This is a genomic window from Robinsoniella sp. RHS (assembly GCF_001029355.1).
Classification (GTDB): domain Bacteria; phylum Bacillota; class Clostridia; order Lachnospirales; family Lachnospiraceae; genus Robinsoniella; species Robinsoniella peoriensis.
This window is the reverse complement of the sequence record NZ_JNGB01000021.1, coordinates 1-23,669: the sequence shown is the minus strand read 5'-3', so window position 1 is coordinate 23,669 and position 23,669 is coordinate 1. Positions and strand designations below refer to the sequence as shown.

Here is a 23,669-nt window from a genome sequence, read left to right as displayed (position 1 = left end):
TTAATTATTTATACTCCCCTCGAAAGACCCAAGTAGCTCCCCTGCTTGGGTCTTTCACTGTCTAAATATTCTCCAAAGAACAGTTCCGGTTCCTATTCTGCCTTTATTTTTTTCCACTTCTTATTGCGAATCATATCGAACACAGAGTCCATAATAAATACTGCCAAAGCGATCATTCCTGCTATTTCAATCGTCTGAAGCAGTGAATTCATCGCCTTTTGCTGTTCCCCTAAAAAGATCTGATAAACCGTCCGGTACATACCGGCTCCCGGCACTATAACCAGAATTCCCGGGATTAAGAATACCGTTACCGGAGCTTTAAATATTCTGGCAAACACATGGGAAATCAATGCGATCACAAGTGCTGCGAGAAAGTTCGCCATTACAATTCCCTTACTGTCTGCATTCAGCAGATACACAAGCCACCCTGCCGCTCCGATCAGTCCACAGTACACCAGATATTTTTTCGGTACCTGTATCACCGTTGAAAACGCTAATATTGCAACAAATGCACTCACTACCTGCACAATCATGCCTTTACACCTCCCATAATAATCATTCCGAATGCCACACCAATAACAATTGCAACGGCCTTTACAAATGCCTCCAGGGCTTTTGCACCGCCTGCAACATAATCCCCCTGAAGCGTATCCCGAATAGCATTCGTAATGGCAGCTCCGGGCACCAGGGGCATAATGGTACCAATAATGATCATGTCCATATTCATAACGGTAAATGGTATTCTGGACAGAAGGATCGCACCCACCGCTATTACAGCAGATGCAGCAACATCTTTAAAAAATGGATTAAAACCAATTTTAATTCCCAGCTTTAACACCAGTACCAGCAGTGCACCATCAATTGCCGCACCTAAAGCATCCATAGCCGTTCCGCCCAATAAAAGCGCAAAGGCCGATGCAACTACAATAGTAGAAAGATCCAATACTTTCTGGGAATATTCCCGGGATTCCAGGTGTTTCAGATCATGAAATGCTTCTTTCAGGGTAATTTCCCCGGCACAAAATCTTCTGGATATGGTATTTACAAGAGTAATTTTATTAAGATTTGTCTCCCGGTCTGCAATTCTTCGAATAACGGTCAGCGAATCGATCTGGGGATCATCCAGCGTAACAATCATACCGGTAGTTGTAACGTATGCTTCTGTGGTCTTTAAGCTGGATACTTTTAAGATACGGTGAATGGTGTCTTCCACACGGTAAATCTCGGCACCGTTTCGCAGCATGATCTGTCCTGCCAGCACCGCCGTATCCAGTAATAGTTTATAGTCTGTAATCTGTTCCATTTTTGCAATTCCTACTCTTTTTATTTTCAACGCTGTTATTCCAATATTTGCTTACATTCTACAATATTTTTCCCATAAAAGAAAGCTGTTATTAAAATAAAATGAAATTGCATTTCAATGCCCGGAAAAAATTCTTTCCATATAGAAAGCGCCGGTAAACTACCGGCGCCTGATAATCCTTATGCTTCAAATAATTCTGTTGAGAGATAACGCTCTCCGGTATCCGGAAGTAGCGCAACAATGGTTTTTCCTGCATTCTCCGGCTTTTTCGCAAATTCAATTGCAGTATGAAGAGCTGCTCCGGAAGAAATTCCAACCAGAATACCTTCTTTTTTTGCAATCAGCTTTGCAGCCTCAAATGCTTCTGCATTTTCTACTGTTACAATTTCATCATAGACATTCTGATTCAGGTTCTTGGGTACAAAACCGGCACCAATTCCCTGAATTTTATGAGGTCCGCCGGTACCTTTTGATAAAACCGGTGATGCAGCAGGCTCTACAGCAATGACTTTTATTTCCGGTTTCTTGGATTTTAAGAATACGCCGGTTCCGCTTAATGTTCCGCCGGTACCAACTCCGGCAATAAACATATCTACCGCACCTTCCGTATCTGCCCAGATCTCCGGTCCTGTTGTAGCCGCGTGGATTGCCGGATTGGCTGCATTTTCAAACTGCCCGGGAATAAAGGCATTCGGAATATCTTTTGCAAGTTCTTCCGCTTTTGCAATTGCGCCTTTCATTCCCTTAGCACCTTCCGTCAGCACAATTTCCGCACCGTATCCCAGAAGTAATTTTCTTCTTTCAATACTCATCGTCTCCGGCATGGTAAAGATAGCTTTATAGCCTTTTGCCGCTGCTACGCTGGCAAGCCCGATACCGGTGTTTCCGCTGGTTGGTTCAATAATGGTAGCACCCGGTTTTAAGATACCTTTATTCTCAGCATCTTCCACCATAGCCTTTGCCACTCTGTCTTTTACGCTTCCGGCCGGATTGAAGTATTCTAATTTCACTACCACTTTACCCGCCAGACCTAAAGCACTTTCAATATTTTTTAATTCCACAAGGGGAGTTTTTCCTACCAATTCTGTAATACTTCCATATATTTTAGCCATTTTAAACATCCTTTCTTAAATGCGTCAGGCTCCTGGTTCCCTTACTTAGCAATTGCCTGAAATGCCTGATCCAAATCATAAATAATATCATCAATGTGTTCCGTACCGATTGATAACCGGATTGTATTTGGTTTAATGCCGGAACCTGCAAGTTCATCTTCTGTCATCTGGGAATGTGTAGTACTTGCCGGATGTATTACTAATGATTTTACATCCGCTACATTGGCAAGTAAAGAGAAAATTTCCAGATGGTCTATGAAATCCTGTGCTTCCTGAGATCCGCCCTTGATTTCAAAAGTAAAGATCGAAGCCCCTCCCTTAGGGAAATAACGCTGATACAGCTCATGATACGGGCTGTCAGAAAGCGCCGGATGATTTACTTTTTCTACCTGGGAATGTTTGCTTAAATAATCAACTACCTTTAAGGCATTTTCTACATGACGTTCTACACGCAGCGATAATGTCTCTAATCCCTGTAAGAAGATAAATGCATGAATCGGGGAAAGTGTAGCTCCGGTATCACGCAATAAAATTGCACGGATCTTGGTCACAAATGCTGCCGGACCAACGACTTTCGTAAAGCTTACTCCATGGTAACTTGGGTTTGGTTCGGTAAGTGACGGAAACTTTCCGGATGCTTCCCAGTCAAATTTTCCGCTGTCAATAATTACCCCTCCAATGGTTGTTCCGTGTCCTCCAATAAATTTCGTTGCAGAGTGTACTACGATATCTGCTCCCAAATCAATAGGGCGTACCAGGTAAGGTGTCGCAAAAGTGCTGTCAACCACTAATGGTATTTTATGCGCATGGGCAATTGCCGCCACCTTTTCAATATCAATCAGGCTTGCATTGGGATTGCCGATGGTCTCAATAAAAACTGCTTTGGTATTTTCCTGAATTGCCGCTTCAAAACTGCCTTCCACATCCGGATCTACAAATGTTGCTGTAATTCCGTATTCCGGAAGAGTATGTTCCAGAAGATTATAGGTTCCGCCGTATATTGTCTTGGCTGCTACGATATGATCGCCAGCATGTGCCAGATTCTGAAATGTATATGTAATTGCTGCGGCTCCGGAAGCTACCGCCAGTGCTGCTACTCCGCCTTCCAGCGCTGCTATACGCTGTTCGAAAATGTCTTGTGTGGTGTTGGTAAGCCTTCCATAGATATTACCTGCATCTGTAAGGTTAAAACGTGCTGCGGCATGTGCGCAGTTCTTGAAAACATAAGAAGATGTCTGATAGATCGGTACTGCCCTTGCATCGGTTACCGGATCCGGATTTTCCTGTCCTACGTGTAATTGAAGTGTCTCAAATTTTAATTCTCTCTTTTCACTCATAATATTTCTCCTCACTTTTCACTATATTCTCATTGTCTGAACGAGTTATGCTGGTGCAGCCTTTCATATGCTGCAGCACGTGGCTTTTACCACAAATTTATTTTCATACTGTGCTTATTTTATGCACTTAGTATTCCAATTAACATTATTTACTTAGTAGGAATTATTTCTGAAAGAATATTACGTATTATAATTATTATATATAGTACATATATTCTTCTTCCCCATTTAATTTCTGATACTCTTCTACTAAATCAGCCAGCGTGGTGCTTTCCAGATAATGATTTACCTGCTGGTTGATCTTCTCCCAAACCAGTTCATTAATCGCCATTTGTACTTTATCCTGCTGCTCATTGGGCGCCACTTCATCTATAATACTGAACTTGCCTTCCAAAGCTGTTAATATATCAGATACCTGCATCTCTTCCGGCTTCATTGCAAGCATATATCCACCCTGCGGCCCTTTGATACTTTTTACTAATCCGGCTTTTCGGAGTGTTGCAAAAACCTGTTCCAGATAATTGACGGATATTTTCTGCCTGTTGGCTACGCTTGCCAGTGATACAGCTTCACTTGTAGAATGCGATGCTAAATCAACCAGCGCCCGCAGGCCATATCTTCCTTTTGTTGAGATTTTCATTTCATCACCTTTTTCCTGTTTTATTTCCTACCAAACCGATATGTTAAATAATATATCTATGTTATACAGGATAAATCTGTAAATGTCAATACCTAATTTAAAAAAACATTAAAAAAATAGAACTGCTCTTATCCTGCAGCTCTATTTTGTATTAACGCTAACTGGCTTTTTTGAGCAGATCTTCCAATCTGGTCTCTTTCGCAGCATCCTTGATCAGCTCCCACATTTGATTCCAGACACGCCTTGTAGGACATTTCTCACAATCTATTCCACAATCGGTTGACTTAATCAGGCATTCAACCGGCGCCAGGTTTCCTTCCACTGCAGTCAGAATATCATAAACCATAATTTCACCGGCAGGCTTCGCCAGGCAGTATCCGCCTCTTGCCCCCCGGGTACTGCTCACCAGATTTGCTTTCTTAAGCATACTGATAATCCGCTCCAGATATTTTTCTGAAAGATTTCTCCGGCCCGCAATATTCTTAATACTCTCTAAATGCTCTGAATCAGAATGCATTGCCAGATCCACTGCTATTTCTAAGGCATATATGCCTTTCGTAGATATCTTCATCGGCGGCCCCTGCTCTTAAACAGTGCCACAACAAGCACGATTACTATAATCGGAATAAAGAATCTGGAAAGAATTGCAATTGCGGATCCCAAAATGCTGAGCAATACAACTAAGATTACTACAACTCCCGTAATCACCAGCCACTTTGGTATCCCTGTCTGAAGATTAAAAGAATGAAAACTGCCATTCGGACGCCTGTTATCATTCTCATCCTCCTGAAAAGAAGATCCCTGACTCTGTGCCTGATAACCTGTTCCTTTAGCTTTATTGCTAGTCTCAATAATTGTTCGTGCAATCAGTAATGGACTCCCGATCTCGTTTAATATCTGGAATTCCGATTTTCCATTTTCGACTGCGTCTCTGATATATTCATCATAATACCGGATATTCTCTTCCACTTCCCGTGAACTGATCTCTCCTGATAATTGTGAACGCAAAGTATTCAAAAACTCTTGTCTATTCATCTTCGAATGTAAATCCTTTCTGCAGGCAGAAACTGCCTCATTACAAAGTTAGTAGTATTCCCACACTTGACAGCATACATATTGTAAGCTTGCTTACGATATGTCCAAATAAACAGTGTAAAAGTGCTTTCTTCCACACTACCTGTCGTAATTGTTGACATTATAGCATAGGTTTCTACTATTTTACAAGGCATTCTCCGCAAAACTTATCAGAGCGGTTTGTTATTTTCATCTTCAAATAATTCTGTGCTATAATAACGTTCCCCTGTATCCGGGAGAATGGTAACCACTCTTTTTCCGGGTCCCAGCTTTTTGGCAAGGCGCATGGCTGCCGCCACATTGGAACCGCTTGAGATTCCGCATAGCAGCCCTTCTTCTCTGGCAAGGCGTTTTGAAACATCCAGCGCTTCTTCATCTGTCACGATACAGATATCCTCATAAATATCCATGTTCAGATTCTCCGGAATCAGTCCGTCCCCGATTCCCATCTGCAAATGTGTTCCGATGCTTCCGCCTGATAAAATTGCCGCATGTTCCGGCTCAACAGCCCAGATCACAATATCGGGGTTTTGCCGTTTCAAAACTTCTCCAATGCCGGATAGTGTGCCGCCCGTACCCACTCCGGAACAGAAACCATGAATTGGTCCTTCTACTTGTTCTAGTATTTCCACGCCTGTATGGTATTTATGCACCAGCGGGTTATCCGGATTAATAAATTGCTGTGGAATATAGGCATTGGGATCTTCTGCTCCGATGCGCAGGGCTGTCTGCAGACACTCTTCAATGCAGGCTCCGATGTCTCCCTCATCATGAACCAGTATTACTTCCGCCCCATACTGTGTTACCAGTTTCCTGCGTTCTTCACTTACAGAATCAGGCATCACAATTTTTACCTTATATCCTTTTACAGCCCCAACCAAAGCCAATCCAATTCCCTGATTTCCACTGGTAGGCTCAACGATAACCGAATCTTTGTGAAGCTTTCCTTTTTTCTCTGCCTCCGCAATCATATTATACGCGGTTCTTGTCTTCACGGATCCCCCCACGTTTACACCTTCGTATTTCACCAGAATCTCGGCGCTGTCCGGCTGAGACAGCCTGTTTAAACGAACCATGGGAGTATGTCCGATCGCTTCCAATACATTATTATAGATCATTTCCTGCGGTTTCCTTTCCATTTCTTTATTTTCAACTCTTTAAACTGGCATCGTTTTCGATACTGAAATTTATGCTGATTAATATCATGATAATCTGTAAAGTCCTGTTTTAGACCTACAATTTTCTAATAGGAAGTATAGCATAGACCATTTGGATTGGCAATATGCTCCGTCCTCCAATCCCATATTTTATCACGCATTCCCGTAAACCATCACCCATTTTTTCTTATCGGGGAAAAAAATCAGCTTCACATTCTTCATAATCCCTTCTGCCACCATCTCACATTGATATTCCATGGAAGAAACCCCGGCAAAGTTCTTCTGCTCGGAGCACAGTACACGAATGTTGCCAATCGTGTGAATTTCTCCTTCTTCATCCTGGTATTTCACTAATCGCGGTATGCTGATTCCTGTTCGGGTAAACCAGCAGTAACATGCTATTTCTATCTGCTTTCCCCGAATTCTTCCCGCATCCGGTGAATCCATATTAATCCCTGTACCAAACGCCATGATAATTCCTCCTTACGTTTTTCGAACATTTGTTCTGTTTTTGTTATTATATCAGAATCTGTTCTTTAATTAAAGTAGTAATTAAAGGAAAACCGTAACCTAAGATCAGCAATATTGTATTCTTTCTCTGATTTTTCATATAAAAATCACATTTACCGTATATAATAGACAATCAAAGCATGTCTGTAAAATACCTGCATCAAAGATATATGAATTTAATTTTAGCAGGACAGAGCGTGCCGATTATTGCAATAATTTATCAGACTCAAAAGGAGGTGTGTATCTTGGAACTTTTATTTCAGAATGAAACGTCTTATGATGATGGATTTGAAAAATTATATTATGATACCTTGTTAGAAAATGATACTCCGGCATTTAAAGCAGTGAAACGTTACCAGCTTTGGGGAATTGGCTTTCTGCTCGTAAGTGTTTTGGCTTTAAGCCAGGCCCCGCATTTAAGAAGCTGGAGCCTGGGTGCTGCCGGAATGTGTGCATTGGTTTTTGGAATTATCTTTATTTATTTTGCAAAAGATTTTTACAAGAGATCCTTTGTTCGTAAGCTTCGCAAGTCAAAACAATCCTGCCTTTGCGGCAAAAAGATGACTTTTCAGATTACCCCCAGTACGCTCACACAGATCACTCCGGAAGAAACAACGGTTGTGGACTGGTCCGGCATTAAAAGCTGGACATTAATTGAAAATTATTATTTTCTGGAGCATGGCAGCAGATATATGGCTCTGGGAAAAAATAATTTTACAATCGGCTCAGCCGAGCACTTTCAAATCTTTTTAGACAATAAGTTTAGGAAGGAAAAGCTTAATCTGAAACAATGTTCTTGTTCCCAATAAAAATAGATCGCTGCAGAAATCATTTCTTATACCGGACTGCATTTCATATCTGGTTTGAAATTTGCTCTGCAGCGATCCCTTTTTTTCTAAAATATTCTAAAACTGATTTTCAAATTCTTCCGCAGGTATCGGCCTGCTGATCAGATACCCCTGGATATAATCACACCCGAATTCACGTAGCAGCTGCAATTGCTCTTCTGTTTCCACACCCTCAGCCACAACCTTCATATTCAATGCCTTCGCCATGGAGATAATACTGGATATAATAGTCTGATGACGAGGCTCCTTCAGGTTTTCATTACGGAAAAACATCATATCCAGCTTCAGTATGTCTACGGTAATGTCTTTTAGCAGATTCAGGGAAGAATACCCGGAACCAAAATCATCCATAGAGAAGAAAAAACCGCTTACGCGCATGGTACGCATAACCATTTCCAGAAGTTCTGCATTCTCAACCAGCACTGATTCCGTACACTCTAATTCCAGCAGGCCATTCGGTATATTATATTTTTCCTTTAGCCTGATATAATGTCTGGAAAAATCCCGTTGAAATACACTTATTCTGGAGACATTAACCGATATTTTAATGGGCTCCCGTCCTTCATCCAGCCATTTGCGCAGAAAACGGCAGGCTTCTTCAAACATATAACTGTCCAGATCAATAATAAAACCATTTTTTTCAAACAGCGGAATGAATCTGTTGGGCGGAACCACACCATAACCCGGACGTATCCACCTTGCCAGGGTCTCTGCCCCACTTACCCGTATTCCGTCCTGAATCTCAGCGATAGGCTGAAAATAAGCGCAGAATTCCCGGTTCTCCAAAGCTTTATACATAGCCGATTCCATTTCTTTTTCCGATAGAATCTGCCTGCGCATTTCTTCTGTATAGACTGCATATTTACTGCCTTCTAATACTTTTACACTTTTTTGAGCAAGATTGGCACAATCTATCATATCTTCTATCCCTATGGTCTTCCCGTGTTTTTCTACCAGATAGATCCCCGCAACCATTTCCAGCAGCAGTTTTTTTCCGGCCAGTCCTTTGAATTTTGCCAGTAGCCCTGCATTTTTCTGGAACCGCCTCTCCAGCTCATCGATACTGTCATACCAAAGTAGGGAAACAAAGTGATCTGCCGACACCCTGGCAAATATTTCTCCTTCGCGCTGGTCCCGGCTGCTGATCTTTGCCCAATACTGCAGTACTCTGTCTCCAAAATCATAGCCATAGACATTGTTTACTAATTTAAAATTACGCAGATCACAATACCACAGCGCATATTTCTTTTCATTTCTGTTTTCCAAAATTTGTTTAGCTTCTATTTTAAACCTGCTGAAATTAGAACAACCGGTTAGATCATCATATTCTGCCCTGTATTCAAGCTCCCGTCTGTTTCTAGTAGCTTCATCTACATCTGTTATTGTAAACAGAGACCGGTTAACAGAACCATCCTCCGCCCTTAACACGGTAAGAACAATATGACACCACATGAATTGACCGTCCGTTTTTTTCAGACGAACGGTAGTTCCTGCATTCATGGCACCATCCATCACTTTTTTAGAAATCATTCTAGCCTGTTCCCAGTCATTGGGGTGAACATCATCCCGGGTAATAAAGCGCTGGTTTCTGTCGCTCCCTACATTTTTGATTAATGTAAACTGTTTTGCCGGAGGCGATGCATAGTAACTGTCATCCTCTCTGTCATATTCCAGTAATATTGTCCCTGACAATTCCATGATTCGTCGGTAACATTCATCTTCAATCTGTCTGCGTACCTGTATCTGGAGAGTGCGGTTTTCTTCCTCACGGATTTTAACAGCATGGATATCCTGAATAAAACACAGGTACATTTCATCATCATTTCCACCGTTCATAGGCACCAGAGAAAACGCCTCCCATTTATAGTTGTCTCCCTGCGCTCTTCCTCTGAATTCTCCATACACCGTTGTTTTGCCTTCCTGCATCGCTTTTCTCACCAGGTCCCAGTTCGTAAACTGTTTAAAACGTACCCCGTCTTCGGGATGAATCCGGTCTTTGACTATAACCTCCAGTTCAGCATGGAGATCTCCCTTCTCCCATTTATGCAAATTTTCTTCGCTCTCATTCAGCATCCGCCTGTAATAATTCTTTGAAACATTCATGACGATCATATCTTTAAAAATATGATGAACGGAATTTAAATAACTGTAAATCAGATTACTTTCCTCCAGATGGTGCATGGCATTAATCTCTGCAAGATACTCTTTACTGCCTATACTTTTATGATTCTGACTGCCGGATTGGCTGCCTGTACCGGATTCCCCTTCATCCTTACATCTGTTTCGGTCCTTTTGTTTGTGTTCCATTCCCTGCTGATAGAATACAAACTGATTGCGTCCCATCTCCTTGGCTGTATAAAGTGCGGCATCCGCACGCATATAAAGTTCGTCAAAGCTGGTTCCGTCCTTTGGATAAACTGCTACACCCATACTGCCGGATACACAGATTCCCTCCTCATAATGCTTTGAAAGCTGCATGACGATATTTCCAAGCTTCTGTTCCAAAAGCGTATTCAGGGGGATATCCCTTAAACAAATTACAAATTCATCCCCGCCCAGACGCCCAACAATATCATTTATACGAACGGAAGTCTTTAAAATATTGGCAATCTCTCTTAAAACCTGGTCTCCAAACTGATGTCCCATCTGATCATTCAAAGATTTAAAGAAATCAATGTCCACCATTATAAAAATATGCCTGCTGGACAGCGGACTGTTATCTAACAGTCCCGATACTTCTTCGATAACCGTACCCCGGTTCAGCAGTCCCGTCAGGGGATCGATTTGAGAACGATTCTCCAGTTCAATGCTTCTTCTTTTTTCTTTGTCAATATTTCGAAACAGTATCATTGCTTTGACTTCGTCTGTATCAAGATCCGGAAGTAAAAATGTGCTGATCTCCGTCCAGAAAAGTTTACCCTGGGAATCCAAAAACCTGCAGTCAATTTTAAGGCTGCAGTCTTTTTTATAATACTTTTCAATCAATCTGCTTCTGGTAAAAAAACGCTCAAACGTTTGTCTGTCTTCCTCAAAGACCCACTGTTTTGTCACAAATGCAGCCAGTTCATCGTAGGTATCTATTTTTTGCGGAAGTTCTTCCGCCATGGGACCGCCGACATGTTCCACCGTATTCTCATTCAGATTACATTCATAGGACACAATCTCCCCTGCAAGCTGGTTCTCATTATACTTCCGCCATTTTTCATAGGCTGCTTCTTTTTCCCGCTGAACCGTATAATCCTCATATATGATAATGCCCCGCAGCACTTCGCCGTTCACACTATAAGTAAGCCGGTATTTCATCCTATACCAGTTGAGACTGCCCTTTCTGTTTTTTAAACGTACTATAATTTCCCCCATCGGAATACCATCCAGCATCGACTGGAAAAAACGGGATACTTCCGCTTTACTATCTTCAATTACCACCTCCGTATTCAAAATTTCATTCGGCATATTTGTAATAACTTCCGGAAGTCCAAAACTTTGAGCCCCCCTTTTTTCTATGTACAGTGTTCTTGTTTTGATATCAAATACATCCATGATTTTACCGGTCATTGCAAAAGCGATTCTGTTTTCTTCTTCTTTTAATGCCAGTGACTCTTCTGCACTCTTTTGGTTCGTAATATCCGTAATAGCGCAGGTAAGTGTACCACCCTGACCCGGATCATAATTGGATGCTACTCTCATCCACAACAATTTGCCAGATCTGTGGATATAACGGTGCTCACATTCAAAATCATATATATTTTGCGCAATCTTTTTATGCAGCATACGGACAAGTCTCTGATAATCCCCCGGATAGATTATCTTCTTTGCGTTGTTTAATTCTTCCTGCCCAGCTTCTTCTCCTGTATATCCGAACGTTTTATAATAACGGTCATTTGCCCATAAAATAGTAAATACTTTATCGCATTTCATCCTGCACACGCCGCAGGGGATATTGTTCCCGTAGTTCTTGTTATTTTCTGTCTCCATGGTTCCTCCATATACGGACGCTTCAGTCAATAATTCGTTAATTTGGAATGCTTTTATTATACCTTGCTTTTCTGCAAAATTCAATTATATAGCATGCAGAAAAACCATAATTTTCTGCACGCTATCCCTGCTTTTTCATATAATATACAGATACCATAATATAGAAAAGATGTGATACTTTTGGCAATTCGTATCTTTGTAGACCAGGGACACAATCCCAGCGGCTTCAATGCCGGAGCCGAGGGCAACGGTCTTCGGGAGCAGGATATCACCTACACGGTAGGAGCCTATCTTGCAGATCTACTCGCCGCGGATCCCCGTTTCGAGGTTCGTACCTCCCGCAATTCACCTACTGAAGTTCTCGGTACCAGTAATGCCACCAGCCTTCGTGAACGTGTAAATATGGCAAACAGCTGGCCTGCTGACTATTTTATCAGCATCCACGTCAACTCTAATACAAATCCTGCCATCAACGGTACTGAAGTCTACGTCTATCGCCCGGACTCAGCGCCTTATTATCTGGGACAGGAAATAGTGGATGAAATTGTGCGCCGGGTAGGGACAAAGGATAACGGTGTCCGGATCAATCCCGGCCTGTACGTACTGCGCCGCACAAATATGCCGGCGGTTCTGGTAGAACTGGCTTATATCAGTAACACCAGCGATGCACAGCATTTAAGGGATGACCAGTATCAGTTTGCATATGGCATTTACGTGGGACTTTTGAACTACCTGGGACTTCCCCAGCTGTAATTGTAATAACGTTTTTCAGCTGTTTTTTGTAATATCCGTTCCCTCCCGCTCTTTCATCAACAATTTCTGATCAATTTCAACATTTTTTTCTTTCTTGTCATGTTTTTGTATGATATAGTATAAAGAGTTAAAAATAATCATAAAACAGGGAGGGAATTTTCTTGAACGAAAGAAAGATCATTCAAGTTGAGGACAAGGTACCATTTAAACTGCTTGCTCCTCTGAGTATTCAACACATGTTTGCCATGTTTGGCGCATCTGTGCTTGTTCCATTTATTTTTGGAATCAGCCCCGCAATCGTATTGCTTACCAATGGTATCGGTACTCTGCTATTTATCCTTATTACAAAAGGGAAAGCTCCTGCATATCTCGGATCTAGTTTTGCCTTTCTTGCACCCGCTGGTATTGTAATTGCCAAATGGGGGTACTCATACGCCCTGGGCGGTTTTGTTATCGTCGGTTTATGCGGATGTATCCTGTCGTTTATCATTTACAAATTTGGGACAAAGTGGATTGACATTGTTCTGCCACCGGCAGCCATGGGTCCTGTGGTAGCCCTGATCGGACTGGAACTGGCTGGAACGGCTGCTTCTAATGCCGGAATTTTATCATCTACATCTTATACTCTGGATCAGGCATCCGGCTTGTATGAGCAGACGGTTACTCCGGTAGCAATGAATAACCTGATAGTATTCTTAATCACATTAGGAGTTGCGGTATTCGGAAATGTACTTTTTAAAAAATTCCTGGCAGTCATACCAATCCTGATCTCCATTATTGCCGGTTATATTTCAGCCGTCATTTTCAATGTAATTGACCTTGGCACTATTAAGGAAGCACTTGCAACACCCTTTATTTCCCTGCCAAGCTTCCAGCTTCCGCACTTTAAGGCTGAAGCTGTTCTGATACTGCTTCCGGTTATACTGGTAATTGCTTCTGAGCATATCGGGCATCAGGTTGTAACCAGCAAGATCATTGGCCGTGACCTGCTAAAGGATCCAGGACTTCACCGTTCTTTATTTGCCGATAACTTCTCTACCATGTTATCCGGTCTTGTAGGCTCCGTACCTACTACTACTTATGGTGAAAATATCGGTGTAATGGCTATGACAAAAGTATACTCCGTTCGCGTAATCGGCGGTGCTGCCGTGCTCTCGATCCTGTGTTCTTTCATCGGACCGATGTCCGCATTAATCAACACCATTCCAGGACCCGTTATCGGCGGTATTTCATTCCTGCTTTACGGTATGATCGGAACTTCCGGTATCCGTATCATGGTAGATGCCGGTGTAGATTACGGCAAAAGCCGTAACCTGACACTGACTTCCGTAGTCTTTGTCACCGGACTCTCTGGGGCGGCACTTACACTTGGTAACGTAGAATTAAAAGGTATGGTACTTGCATGTATCGTTGGTATGATTTTATCCCTTTTATTCTATATCTTTGATAAGCTGAAGCTGACCAACGACAGAGAAGAAGCCTAGAGCGTGTTTAAGTATATAAAAATCTCTTTTCCAAAAGGTTAGCCCCAACGGAAAGAGATTTTTATTTAACCGGATTTTTTACAAGAAATTTACCATTGACTTTTGAAAACTTTACATCCATTTCCTATAATTTTCATGGCGGCACAAGAATTATCTTATATCAGAAACTTTCAAGTGAACTTCCAGGGCTATCCGCCCTTACAAACCATAACAGAGAGGTATCTTTCTATGAAATTTAAATTGACTGCCTTAGAAAAGCAATGGATCTTATATGATGTGGGAAACTCTGCATTTATTCTGCTCGTCTCTACCATCATCCCTATATATTTTAACTATCTTGCTGACAACGCCAATATTTCGTCTGTCAATTATCTTGCTTACTGGGGTTATGCTGCATCCATTTCTACCATTTTAGTTGCCCTGATCGGTCCAATTGCAGGAACGATATCAGACACCAGGAGCTATAAGAAAAAATTCTTTATCCTTTCCATTGGCGTCGGAATTGCAGGCTGTATTATTCTTGGTTTCCTTCACTCCTGGATCTGGTTTCTGGGAATTTTTATTATCACTAAAGTTGGTTATTCTTCAGCAAATATTTTTTATGACTCTATGCTCACCGATATTACGGTATCTGAACGTATGGATAGAGTATCTTCCCATGGCTATGCCTGGGGCTATATCGGAAGCTGCATCCCTTTTATTGCAAGTCTCGGTCTGGTACTGGGTGCAGGCAAACTGGGACTCACCATGACACAGGCAATGGCTATGGCTTTTTGCATTGTGGCAGTCTGGTGGCTGGTTTCTTCCCTGCCTCTGATTAAAAATTACAGACAGATACATTATGTAGAAAAATCAGGCAATGCTGCAAAAGAAAGTTTTGGAAGGCTTTTTAGAACCCTGAAAGATATGAAACGCCAAAAGCATATTTTTATGTTCCTGCTGGCTTTTTTCTTTTATATCGATGGTGTGTACACCATCATCGATATGGCAACAGCGTATGGTACCTCACTGGGTCTTGATACCACCGGTCTCTTACTGGCTCTTTTACTGACACAGATCGTTGCTTTTCCCTGTGTTCTTATCTTTGCACGGATTGCACAAAAGCAGGATACTACCCGGCTCATTTCCATCTGTATAGCAGCATATCTGGGCATCACCCTGTTTGCAATGCAGCTGGATTCCCAGTTAGAGTTCTGGATATTAGCTATATGCGTCGGCATGTTTCAGGGAACGGTACAGGCACTGTCCCGCTCCTTCTTTGCCAAGATTATCCCTCCCGATAAATCCGGCGAATACTTTGGTATTCTGGATATCTGCGGAAAAGGAGCCTCTTTTCTTGGAACCACTCTGGTAAGTATCATCAGCCAGATTACCGGTAAGGTAAATCTGGGTGTGGGTGCCCTGGCAATTATGTTTATCCTTGGGTTCGTTTTTTTTAGACGGGCAGTACGACTTACGAAAGAACTGCAGTCATCCCAGTCAGAACCGGATACCATGACTACCACTTCCTGACAGCATCCGTAATTAATTTCTATTTTTTGTACTTTCTCCCAATTCCGCCCTCCATGTGGTCTATGGGGGTCTGTACAAATACAGCGCGTTTCAAAGCATCTAATCCGTATCTTTTTCTGATATGATCTACAGCTGCGTCAAGCTTTTCCAACTTTTCAAAATCGATTGGATCAAACAACTGCATTTGACGGATGTAATCCTGTTCATGTATCCTCCCTGTATGAATACCCAGATGCCGTATCGGCACACCATCCCACAATTCATCAAACAGCCTCGCTGCCGCATGGTAAATTTCCAGCGTGATATCTGTGGCCTCCGGCAAAATACACTGATGGGATTCGTAGTGGAGTTCATAATTTTTAATACCCACTGCCACTATTTCTGCTTTCACACCGTCATGGCGAAGCCTTGCCGCCACAGTTTCCGCAAGTGCCAGCAAAACCATCTTTGCCGTTTTTCCATCCACTACATCAAAGGGTATCGTTGTAGAATTTCCGTAACCCTTATTCGGGGGCGGCACCGGTTCTACTACCGATACATCTATTCCATTTGCAAATCCCCAGATAACCTCCCCATGCTTTTTCAGATGGTCTCTTAAAATCTGCAAATCTGTATGCGCCAGTTCTCCAATTGTCCGTATGCCTAACTGTACTAATTTTCTCGTGGTTGCCCTGCCCACAAAAAATAAATCTGACACCGGCAGCGGCCACATTTTCACAGATATCTCTTCGGGAAAAAGAGTATGTACCATATCCGGCTTTTTAAAATCGGATGCCATCTTCGCCAAAACTTTATTTTTAGAAATACCAACATTTACGGTAAACCCTAATTCCCGGAATACCCGGTCTTTTAAGGAACAGGCTGCTTCTATGGGATCTTTCCAAAATCCCTGAGTACCTGTCATATCTAAAAAAGCTTCATCGATACTGTATTGTTCCACAACCGGAGTGAAATCCCTTAAAATTTTCATTAATGCTGCAGATGCTTTTTCATACAATTCAAAATCAGGAGGAACCAACACCAGCTCCGGGCATTTCACCCGGGCCTCTGCAATAGTTTCTCCTGTTTGTATCCGGTATTTCTTTGCAGGAATGGATTTCGCCAATATAATTCCCCTGCGCTTGCTACTGTCCCCGCCCACTGCAGATGGAATTGTACGCAGATCCTGTACAGCTCCCAAATGCTCTAAACGGTATACGGCTTCCCAACTCAAATATGCGCAGTTTACATCTACGTGAAAGATTAGTTTTTCAAACATATGTTCGCCTCCTGTTTTCATCTTATAAGAACATATATAGGATGTAAACAGGTAAATAATGGATTATCTATAAGAAATCCAAGGTCTGCTGAACATATTCCGAACTGCCTTTCAAACGTGCGGGAATCTGATGCAGAAGTTCCTTTGCCCTGTATTCATCAAAGATCCAGTCCCTGAGCTCCTCGCTTTCCAGTATCAGGGGCATCCGGCTGTGTACGGGTTTCATTGTTTCATTCGCATCCGTGGTTAAAATTACAAAACGTTCCTGTCCTTCATACAGATTATAAAATCCTGCAAGAAACAATATTTTTCCGTCCTCTCTCTGAAACGTAAACTTATTCTTATGAGCATCCCATTCATAAAAACGTTTCGCAGGAATCACACATCTTCTGACCAATATGCTTTCCCGGAACATTCTCTTTTCCAAAGCCGTCTCGGATCTGGCATTAAAAATTACACCTTTTTTATCGAATCCCGGAAATCCCCAGGTGAATATTTCTTCAGCAAATTCTTCCTCTCTCCCAAGGATAACAGGTGCAGCAGCTGTGGGACAAATATCTCTGGAACTATATTCTTTCCACAGCTTTGCATCCACCTGACGGACTATTTTTTCCATTTCTCTTGCCGTATCATCATCTATATAATATCTTCCACACATAGGGAAGCCTCCTTTTTCTATATTTTCTTAACCCGGACTTTTTCAACCCGCCTTTCCTTCATCTGCAGCACTGTAATTTCCAGATTCTTATAAGAAAAACAGTCCCCTTCTTTTGGAATTCGGTCAAGTTCCTCCATTACCCAGCCACTGACGGATACCACTTCAAATTCCTGTTCCATATCCAGTTCTTCAAACAGCTTTTCAACATTCATACAGCCAATCACAACGTATTCGTCCTGTCCGGTCTGCTCCATTTCATGAACAACCTTGTCGTGTTCATCCCATATTTCACCAACCAGTTCTTCCAATATATCTTCCAGTGTTACAATACCAACCGTTCCTCCAAACTCATCAATCACAACTGCAATATGGGATTTCGCCGCCTGCAGCTCCTTAAGCAGAATACCTATTTTCTTATTTTTAGTGGTATACAAAGCCGGTCGGATAATGGCAGCCAATTCCTGCTCCGTGTGATAAATATGATTGTGGAAATCCTTCTGATACACAATTCCTTCAATGTGGTCAATGTCTTCTTCATAAACCGGAAGCCTTGAATATCCTGTCCTTGCAAAAACACCTGCGATTTCTTCTTTCGCCGCATCCAGAGGTATGCCAACCACATCCACTCTGGGTGTAAAAATATCAATAGCCTCTATTTCGGTGAATTCAATGGCACTTCGTATGAGCGTACTTTCCTGCTCATCGATTCCGCCTTCCTGCTCTGCTTCGTCTACAATTGTCAGCAGTTCTTCTTCTGTAATTGTTCTGTCCTCTGAATTTTTAAACATCTTCGACAACAGTTTCTTCCACTGGCGGAAAAGAAAGTTAAAAGGCGTTAAAATCCAGACAAAACAATTCAATATGGTGGCTGAAAACATAGCGAATTTTTCCGGTGACTCTTTTGCTATACTCTTTGGGGAAACTTCACCAAAAATCAAAACTACTATAGTCGTAACAATCGTAGATATGCTGGCACCCAGGTCCTCTCCCAATAGTTTTACAAAAAGTACGGTAGCAAGCGATGCCGACGCTATATTTACTATATTATTGCCAATTAAAATGGTAGATAACAAACGGTCATAATCCTGGGACAGTTTTAACACCAGAGCCGCCTTTTTATTCCCTTTTTCCGCCATATTTTTGATTCGAATACGGTTCAGAGAAGAAAAAGCTGTTTCTGTAGCCGAAAAATACGCAGACATTATAATACAAATTACAATAATTATAAGTGACACACTGTTACTATCCATCTAATAAAATCCTCCTTCAGATATGTTCCCTGTTTTCATTAGCTTCACTTCCATCATACAGCTTCCGCCCCATTCTTTCTGTCATAATCATATAAAAATACACAAAAAGACATAGCCTGTACTTCACAAATACAGGTTATGTCCATTTTTATTTTCATATTTACTTATAAACCGATTAAAATAATAAAATAAAGGTCGGTCAGCGTCGCTATCGGCGTCGTCCATTTGTTCTTCCCTCTCTTAAAACTGCTGTTATTATTTTGTAATTATGTTATATTATATGCTATGCCAATAAAAAAATCAATAGGCTTTGGTTCCTTTGTATAATATTATCCAGGTATTCCAGATCTTCGTAAAGCTGCTCCATTGGGATATCCTATCATTACTGCCATATCAATCCGGCTCTGTTTCAAACAGCCGCATCTCTGAAAGATGGAGTGTGGGATAATTACATGTTCCATACCAGGCGGCTGAGCTGCGAAAACCATCTGGATTTCACAGCGAATGTCCGCGGGCCGTCAAAAAGTGCTCCACTCCCTGCATTTTTCTATCTTAATAGTTGGATCGAATCCCTGTTCTTTTCCCATATTAGATAATACCTCACATGGGAATTCCGGACAGACACCGCAATGATCATATTTATTTTTCTCACAGCAGCTCTTCACCTCACAGGTTCCGCCCCAGAAAGGTCCTTCCATATTCAAACATCCTTTGCATGCCACTTTGTCCTTTCTTTCACAGGAATTGCAGCAAACGCCGCATCTTGATTCATGCATAAAAATACCTCCTTAAAATTTTTATTCATTTTCCAAATTTTTTTCTCCATCTGCATCTTTGTCCAGGTATTCACTCATGAATTTCAAAATCCACGCTTCCATGGAAGATGCCATCAGATACTGTTGTTCCAATATTGTTTGTCCTGTCATTGGGATATGGGTACGCTTCTGCGAATTTTCCCCAATCACCTCTTTCAGGTCTGAGATTCCTTCCCGGATATGTTCCAGCAATTCTTCTCTTTTTGCAGGCGCTGCGAAATCCAGGTTCATAATAACAGCATTAAAATCCAGGAAAATACTTACCGACTGCATTGCCGTCTTCTCCATAAGTTTCTCGAAATATGCATCGCCTTCCGGCGTAATCATATAAACAGATTTTTCCGGCATTTTTCCATCCTTCATTACATTTCCTTTAATATACCCCTTGTCCTCCATCTGGACCACTTTCTTGTATATCGATGGCGTACTGATTTTTACCCATCTGGAAATATTGCGGTACTCCACACTTTTCTGCAGATCATATGCACTTTGTGGTCTCTGCTTAATCATTCCTAACACAATTAGATCTATTGCTGCCATTTTTCCTTTCCTCTACCTCTCTGCTATATTTTATACTACTATACTTTATATCACGTGTCAATAAAAACATATTACTTTGCTTATGTTCTATAAACAGCGGACACTGTCCCCAATAATCAGCTCTGTATTCACATAGATCTTAACGGATTCTTCCACATCCCCCTGGATTCGCTCCACCAGCCTGCCGATGGACACATAAGCCTTTCTGTCATGCAAGGCACAAATGCAGGTAGGCTGATAATCCATGAGGGCAGTGTCCGGAATCGTATCAAAACCCACAATTGAAATATCATCGGGTATTTTATAACCGTTATTTTCCAAAGCTTTACTGATCCCGATCGTAACCTCATAATTTTCCGAAAAGATAGCCGTTGGGATATGTTTTTTATCTTCTATGTAACGCTGCATGCCTTCAAAAGCTTCCTGGGTTCCCCCTCCGATATCCACAATTCTTTCATTTCTCCGGCTCTGAAGTCCCTTTTTCTCCATAAACCGGTTAAAAGCTTCCCGGCGTTCGTACATATTATAAAAATTATTTGTATTGCGGAAATAGAGGATATCACGATGCCCGTTTTTATAGAGATAATCCAATCCCATTATGACTCCCTGATGGTTATTCAGCATAATATTGTCTGTATGCAGATCATTAAAATCCTGATCGCAGACCACAAAAGGTATTTTAAAATTCAGGAAGCTGGCATAATCATCCTCTTCCATATAGGCTGCATTCACATAGACACCTGCCACATTATCCCGGATACATTCATCCAGAAACGCTCCAATATCATCTTTTCCCCGGATTACATTTACCAGATCCATCTTATATCCGTATTCCCTCGCCCGCCTGGATGCCTGTTCGAACGTTATGTACGTCCTGGTATTCTCAGAACTGTCCCAATATGGCCGGTCTTCCAAAAAAGCAAGCATGCGGATAATTTTTTCATTTCCACCTGCGGACTCATCCTCCGCTGTCTTACTTTCCAGATAATCCAATACCCTTCTCCTGGTATCTTCATTTACCCCCGGACGGTTATTAATTGCCAGGGAAACCGTAGCTGTAGAAAGCCCAAGCTCCTTTGCAATATCCTTAGCCTTCACCCTCATAAAAACCTCCTATGACGCACTAATGCGATTTTAATAAAAAGAAATAACATACATTATTTCACAATTGTCCTTTAAATTTTTAAATAAATTTAAATTCTTTTAAATTTATTGTACCTTTGCACATCAGATTTGTCAACACACAAAGCAAAAAAATGGTTTTTTAAAAAAAGGACACTTTGTAGACGGGGGAGTACGACTACTACCCTCCTATACAAAGCGTCCTTAATCATCTAAACATTTCTTTATAAAAAGCCGGATGTTTTTTTCTTCTTCTTCTTTATTTTGCGTATCCCTTCCCAACCGGTCACACAGGCCAAGGAGCGCTACTTCCTGCAGATCTGTTCTTTTCTTCATTCCTTCCAGATCTGCATGGGGCAGCCCTTTCACCACAAACAAAATCTGCATGTGATAGCGCACCAGTCCACATACTGCTTCTATAAAATTATTATCTTCATCGAAAAAGGACAGGAATTCCCTGGCCAGCTGCTCACCTGCCTGATCATGGTTATAGGAAGTGATTCTACCCTTTTTCATTCTCGTTGTAGAGGGTTTTCCAATATCGTGAAGCAGGGCCGCCCACATAAAAACTCTGGGATCCCTGCTCCGCTTTCTTACTTTTGCCGCTACATCAATAACCTGCATCGTATGAATCCATACATTTCCTTCTGGATGATATATTGGCGACTGCTCTGTATTGCGGAGTTCATAAAGCATTTGAAAGGGGTAGTCTTTAAACAAACCTCTTTCATACATTTCATTTAAATAAGATGACGGGTTTTCATCTTCTATCATATGGGTCTGCATTTCCAGAAATATTTCTCTCTGGTTCATCCCTGCACCTCTCTGTAGATCACAATCCCGCTTACCACACTGCCCGGATGAGAAATGTGAAAATTCTTTACTTCCACAAGTTCATCCCTGATCTGCCCAATCAGCCGGATAGGTCACATATAGAAATCTGGCACTCTGGAGCACCGAAAACTGAATTTTGGAGCCTTTGGGAATGAGTATTATTTCACCCGGGCCCGCTGTTACACTTTTCCCATTGGCAATAATCGTAAGGGAACCTTCGATTACGTAATCTATTTCATCATAATTTAATGTCCAGTCAAAAGTAGTTTTCTCCATCTCCATAATTCCGCATCCAAGTCTGGGACTTTCCGGCAATGTAAACAGATCATGTGTATAGACCTGATCTGTTCCTTTCCCGGTATCAAGACGGTCGGAAGGTTCCACTTTTACCGCCGGAACTTTAACCTTAATTATATTACCGGCTGTCTCTTTTTGATTATCTTTTGTCAGCTGCCCCATCTGTCCTAATTTTTCTGCCAGAATCTGGGCAATCATTTGCTCGATTGATTCTTTATTTATATCCATTGACGGCATTCTCCTTCTATAATCATTCTACTTTGCAGAAGCCTGTCCTGAATGATCCTCTTTTAATGTCCTGTTAGAAATAAAAACAGCTACCATTACCGCTGTAATCCCTCCTACCAGTTTTCCAATAATCATTGGAAAAATCATAGTAGAATTAAATCCTGCGGTAAATCCCAGATGATCACCGAAAACAAAGGCTGCCGATACGGCAAACGCCACATTTAATATCTTTCCCCGGTTGTCCATATCTTTCATCATTCCAAACATAGGAATACTGTTTGCCAGACTGGCTACTAATCCTGCTGCTGCAATGTCATTCATCCCAAGTACTTTTCCAAGCTTCATCAGTGGCTTTTTGAATACTTTGGTAATTACATAAACCAGTGGAAACGCACCTGCCAACACAATTGCGATGTCTGCAACTACGGTAAATCCTTCACTTAAAGGATTCATACCTTTGATCAGGACAATTCCCGTCAACTGCTCGATGATTCCCACACCCAGTCCCAAAGTAATAACCGCCACAACAAATTTACCGAAATAAGTAAATCCTTTTACCATGGCATTTTCAAATTTCCAGAGTCCCAGAGCAATCAGAAGGGCAAAGATAATAATTGGAATCAGATTGCGCAGTACCATTCCAATGGAATACCCTGCTACAAGTCCTCCAACGAAGGAACCGATGGGAATGGTGATGACTCCAGCCAGAACACCCGTCGCCAGATATTTCCGGTCAGACTCTTCAATAATTCCCAGTGCAACCGGAATGGTAAATACAATTGTAGGTCCCAGCATAGCCCCTACAATCAAACCACCAAAATTTCCAGCATTGGGATCTAAAGCCAAGGCTTCTGCAAGTGGCGCTCCACCCATATCATTTGCCAGAATCGATCCGGCAAACATAGCCGGGTCAGCGCCCAGAAATCCAAACAGCGGTACGATAACCGGTTTTAAAAGATTCG

The 23,669-nt window shown here is 41.8% G+C and carries 23 protein-coding genes; 4 read left to right on the top strand and 19 right to left on the bottom strand.

Annotated elements, in window-relative coordinates; all coding sequences use genetic code 11:
- Positions 1-92 precede the first annotated feature (92 nt).
- The 9 genes from RHS_RS12190 to RHS_RS12150 all read right to left on the bottom strand — a co-directional run bounded on the left by RHS_RS12190 (position 93) and on the right by RHS_RS12150 (position 7,094).
- Positions 93-533 carry a threonine/serine exporter family protein gene (locus RHS_RS12190; RefSeq protein WP_027296516.1) on the bottom strand — a complete coding sequence of 147 codons (441 nt, stop codon included), beginning with the start codon at positions 531-533 and terminating at the stop codon, positions 93-95.
- Entirely contained in the window at positions 530-1,303 is a 774-nt protein-coding gene (locus RHS_RS12185; protein WP_027296515.1) for a threonine/serine exporter family protein, read from the bottom strand. The genes RHS_RS12190 and RHS_RS12185 overlap by 4 nt, the downstream gene beginning before the upstream one ends.
- A gap of 179 nt (positions 1,304-1,482) precedes the next feature.
- Positions 1,483-2,415 carry a cysteine synthase A gene (gene cysK, locus RHS_RS12180; RefSeq protein ID WP_027296514.1) on the bottom strand — a complete coding sequence of 311 codons (933 nt, stop codon included), beginning with the start codon at positions 2,413-2,415 and terminating at the stop codon, positions 1,483-1,485.
- Positions 2,416-2,456: 41 nt separating this feature from the next.
- The gene (locus tag RHS_RS12175; RefSeq protein ID WP_047833338.1) at positions 2,457-3,752 is read right to left on the bottom strand and encodes an O-acetylhomoserine aminocarboxypropyltransferase/cysteine synthase family protein; all 1,296 of its coding nucleotides are present in this window, start codon (positions 3,750-3,752) and stop codon (positions 2,457-2,459) included.
- A 196-nt stretch (positions 3,753-3,948) separates the two neighbouring features.
- Positions 3,949-4,392: an Rrf2 family transcriptional regulator gene (locus tag RHS_RS12170; protein WP_027296512.1), complete on the bottom strand. Its 444-nt coding sequence runs from the start codon at positions 4,390-4,392 to the stop codon at positions 3,949-3,951.
- A 157-nt stretch (positions 4,393-4,549) separates the two neighbouring features.
- Positions 4,550-4,963: an Rrf2 family transcriptional regulator gene (locus tag RHS_RS12165; RefSeq protein ID WP_027296511.1), complete on the bottom strand. Its 414-nt coding sequence runs from the start codon at positions 4,961-4,963 to the stop codon at positions 4,550-4,552.
- A complete protein-coding gene (locus RHS_RS12160) occupies positions 4,960-5,427 on the bottom strand; it encodes a DUF1700 domain-containing protein (RefSeq protein ID WP_027296510.1) in 468 nt (155 codons plus the stop codon). Before RHS_RS12160 ends, RHS_RS12165 begins: the two co-directional genes overlap by 4 nt.
- A 209-nt stretch (positions 5,428-5,636) precedes the next feature.
- Positions 5,637-6,584 carry a cysteine synthase A gene (gene cysK / locus RHS_RS12155; RefSeq protein ID WP_044295792.1) on the bottom strand — a complete coding sequence of 316 codons (948 nt, stop codon included), beginning with the start codon at positions 6,582-6,584 and terminating at the stop codon, positions 5,637-5,639.
- A 192-nt stretch (positions 6,585-6,776) separates the two neighbouring features.
- Positions 6,777-7,094: a hypothetical protein gene (locus RHS_RS12150; RefSeq protein ID WP_027296508.1), complete on the bottom strand. Its 318-nt coding sequence runs from the start codon at positions 7,092-7,094 to the stop codon at positions 6,777-6,779.
- A gap of 284 nt (positions 7,095-7,378) precedes the next feature.
- Here RHS_RS12150 and RHS_RS12145 point away from each other — a divergent pair, with 284 nt between their 5' ends.
- Positions 7,379-7,942 carry a YcxB family protein gene (locus RHS_RS12145; RefSeq protein WP_047833337.1) on the top strand — a complete coding sequence of 188 codons (564 nt, stop codon included), beginning with the start codon at positions 7,379-7,381 and terminating at the stop codon, positions 7,940-7,942.
- 96 nt (positions 7,943-8,038) lie between these two features.
- On the opposite strand, the gene RHS_RS30890 is transcribed toward RHS_RS12145, so the two are convergent.
- Complete coding sequence (locus tag RHS_RS30890; protein ID WP_395022200.1) at positions 8,039-11,956, bottom strand: EAL domain-containing protein; 3,918 nt, start codon at positions 11,954-11,956, stop codon at positions 8,039-8,041.
- 180 nt (positions 11,957-12,136) lie between these two features.
- Between RHS_RS30890 and RHS_RS12130 the strand changes: the two genes are divergently transcribed.
- From RHS_RS12130 to RHS_RS12120, 3 genes are all read left to right on the top strand, one after another.
- Complete coding sequence (locus RHS_RS12130; protein WP_027296506.1) at positions 12,137-12,709, top strand: N-acetylmuramoyl-L-alanine amidase; 573 nt, start codon at positions 12,137-12,139, stop codon at positions 12,707-12,709.
- Positions 12,710-12,870: 161 nt separating this feature from the next.
- Positions 12,871-14,193: a uracil permease gene (uraA, locus tag RHS_RS12125; RefSeq protein ID WP_027296505.1), complete on the top strand. Its 1,323-nt coding sequence runs from the start codon at positions 12,871-12,873 to the stop codon at positions 14,191-14,193.
- Between the two features lie 228 nt (positions 14,194-14,421).
- Entirely contained in the window at positions 14,422-15,705 is a 1,284-nt protein-coding gene (locus RHS_RS12120) for an MFS transporter (RefSeq protein ID WP_044289733.1), read from the top strand.
- Between the two features lie 19 nt (positions 15,706-15,724).
- Here RHS_RS12120 and RHS_RS12115 read toward each other — a convergent pair whose 3' ends face one another.
- The 9 genes from RHS_RS12115 to RHS_RS12075 form a co-directional block, all read right to left on the bottom strand.
- Entirely contained in the window at positions 15,725-16,963 is a 1,239-nt protein-coding gene (locus tag RHS_RS12115) for a DNA polymerase IV (RefSeq protein WP_047833336.1), read from the bottom strand.
- Positions 16,964-17,030: 67 nt separating this feature from the next.
- On the bottom strand, positions 17,031-17,621 hold the full coding sequence (locus RHS_RS12110; protein ID WP_027296503.1) for an SOS response-associated peptidase: 591 nt from the start codon (positions 17,619-17,621) through the stop codon (positions 17,031-17,033).
- Between the two features lie 17 nt (positions 17,622-17,638).
- Positions 17,639-18,871: an HlyC/CorC family transporter gene (locus tag RHS_RS12105; RefSeq protein ID WP_027296502.1), complete on the bottom strand. Its 1,233-nt coding sequence runs from the start codon at positions 18,869-18,871 to the stop codon at positions 17,639-17,641.
- A gap of 518 nt (positions 18,872-19,389) precedes the next feature.
- On the bottom strand, positions 19,390-19,647 hold the full coding sequence (locus RHS_RS12100; protein WP_027296501.1) for a DUF3795 domain-containing protein: 258 nt from the start codon (positions 19,645-19,647) through the stop codon (positions 19,390-19,392).
- A 21-nt stretch (positions 19,648-19,668) separates the two neighbouring features.
- Positions 19,669-20,226, bottom strand: coding sequence for a PadR family transcriptional regulator (locus RHS_RS12095; RefSeq protein ID WP_027296500.1), 558 nt, complete (start codon positions 20,224-20,226; stop codon positions 19,669-19,671).
- An 87-nt stretch (positions 20,227-20,313) separates the two neighbouring features.
- Positions 20,314-21,330 (bottom strand): LacI family DNA-binding transcriptional regulator, encoded by a 1,017-nt coding sequence (locus tag RHS_RS12090; RefSeq protein WP_027296499.1) that lies wholly within the window; start codon positions 21,328-21,330, stop codon positions 20,314-20,316.
- 222 nt (positions 21,331-21,552) lie between these two features.
- Positions 21,553-22,161 (bottom strand): HD domain-containing protein, encoded by a 609-nt coding sequence (locus RHS_RS12085; RefSeq protein WP_027296498.1) that lies wholly within the window; start codon positions 22,159-22,161, stop codon positions 21,553-21,555.
- 81 nt (positions 22,162-22,242) lie between these two features.
- Complete coding sequence (locus RHS_RS12080) at positions 22,243-22,707, bottom strand: cupin domain-containing protein (protein WP_044289732.1); 465 nt, start codon at positions 22,705-22,707, stop codon at positions 22,243-22,245.
- 27 nt (positions 22,708-22,734) lie between these two features.
- The coding region (locus RHS_RS12075; protein ID WP_047833335.1) for an ethanolamine utilization protein EutH at positions 22,735-23,669 on the bottom strand (935 nt) is incomplete at its 5' end.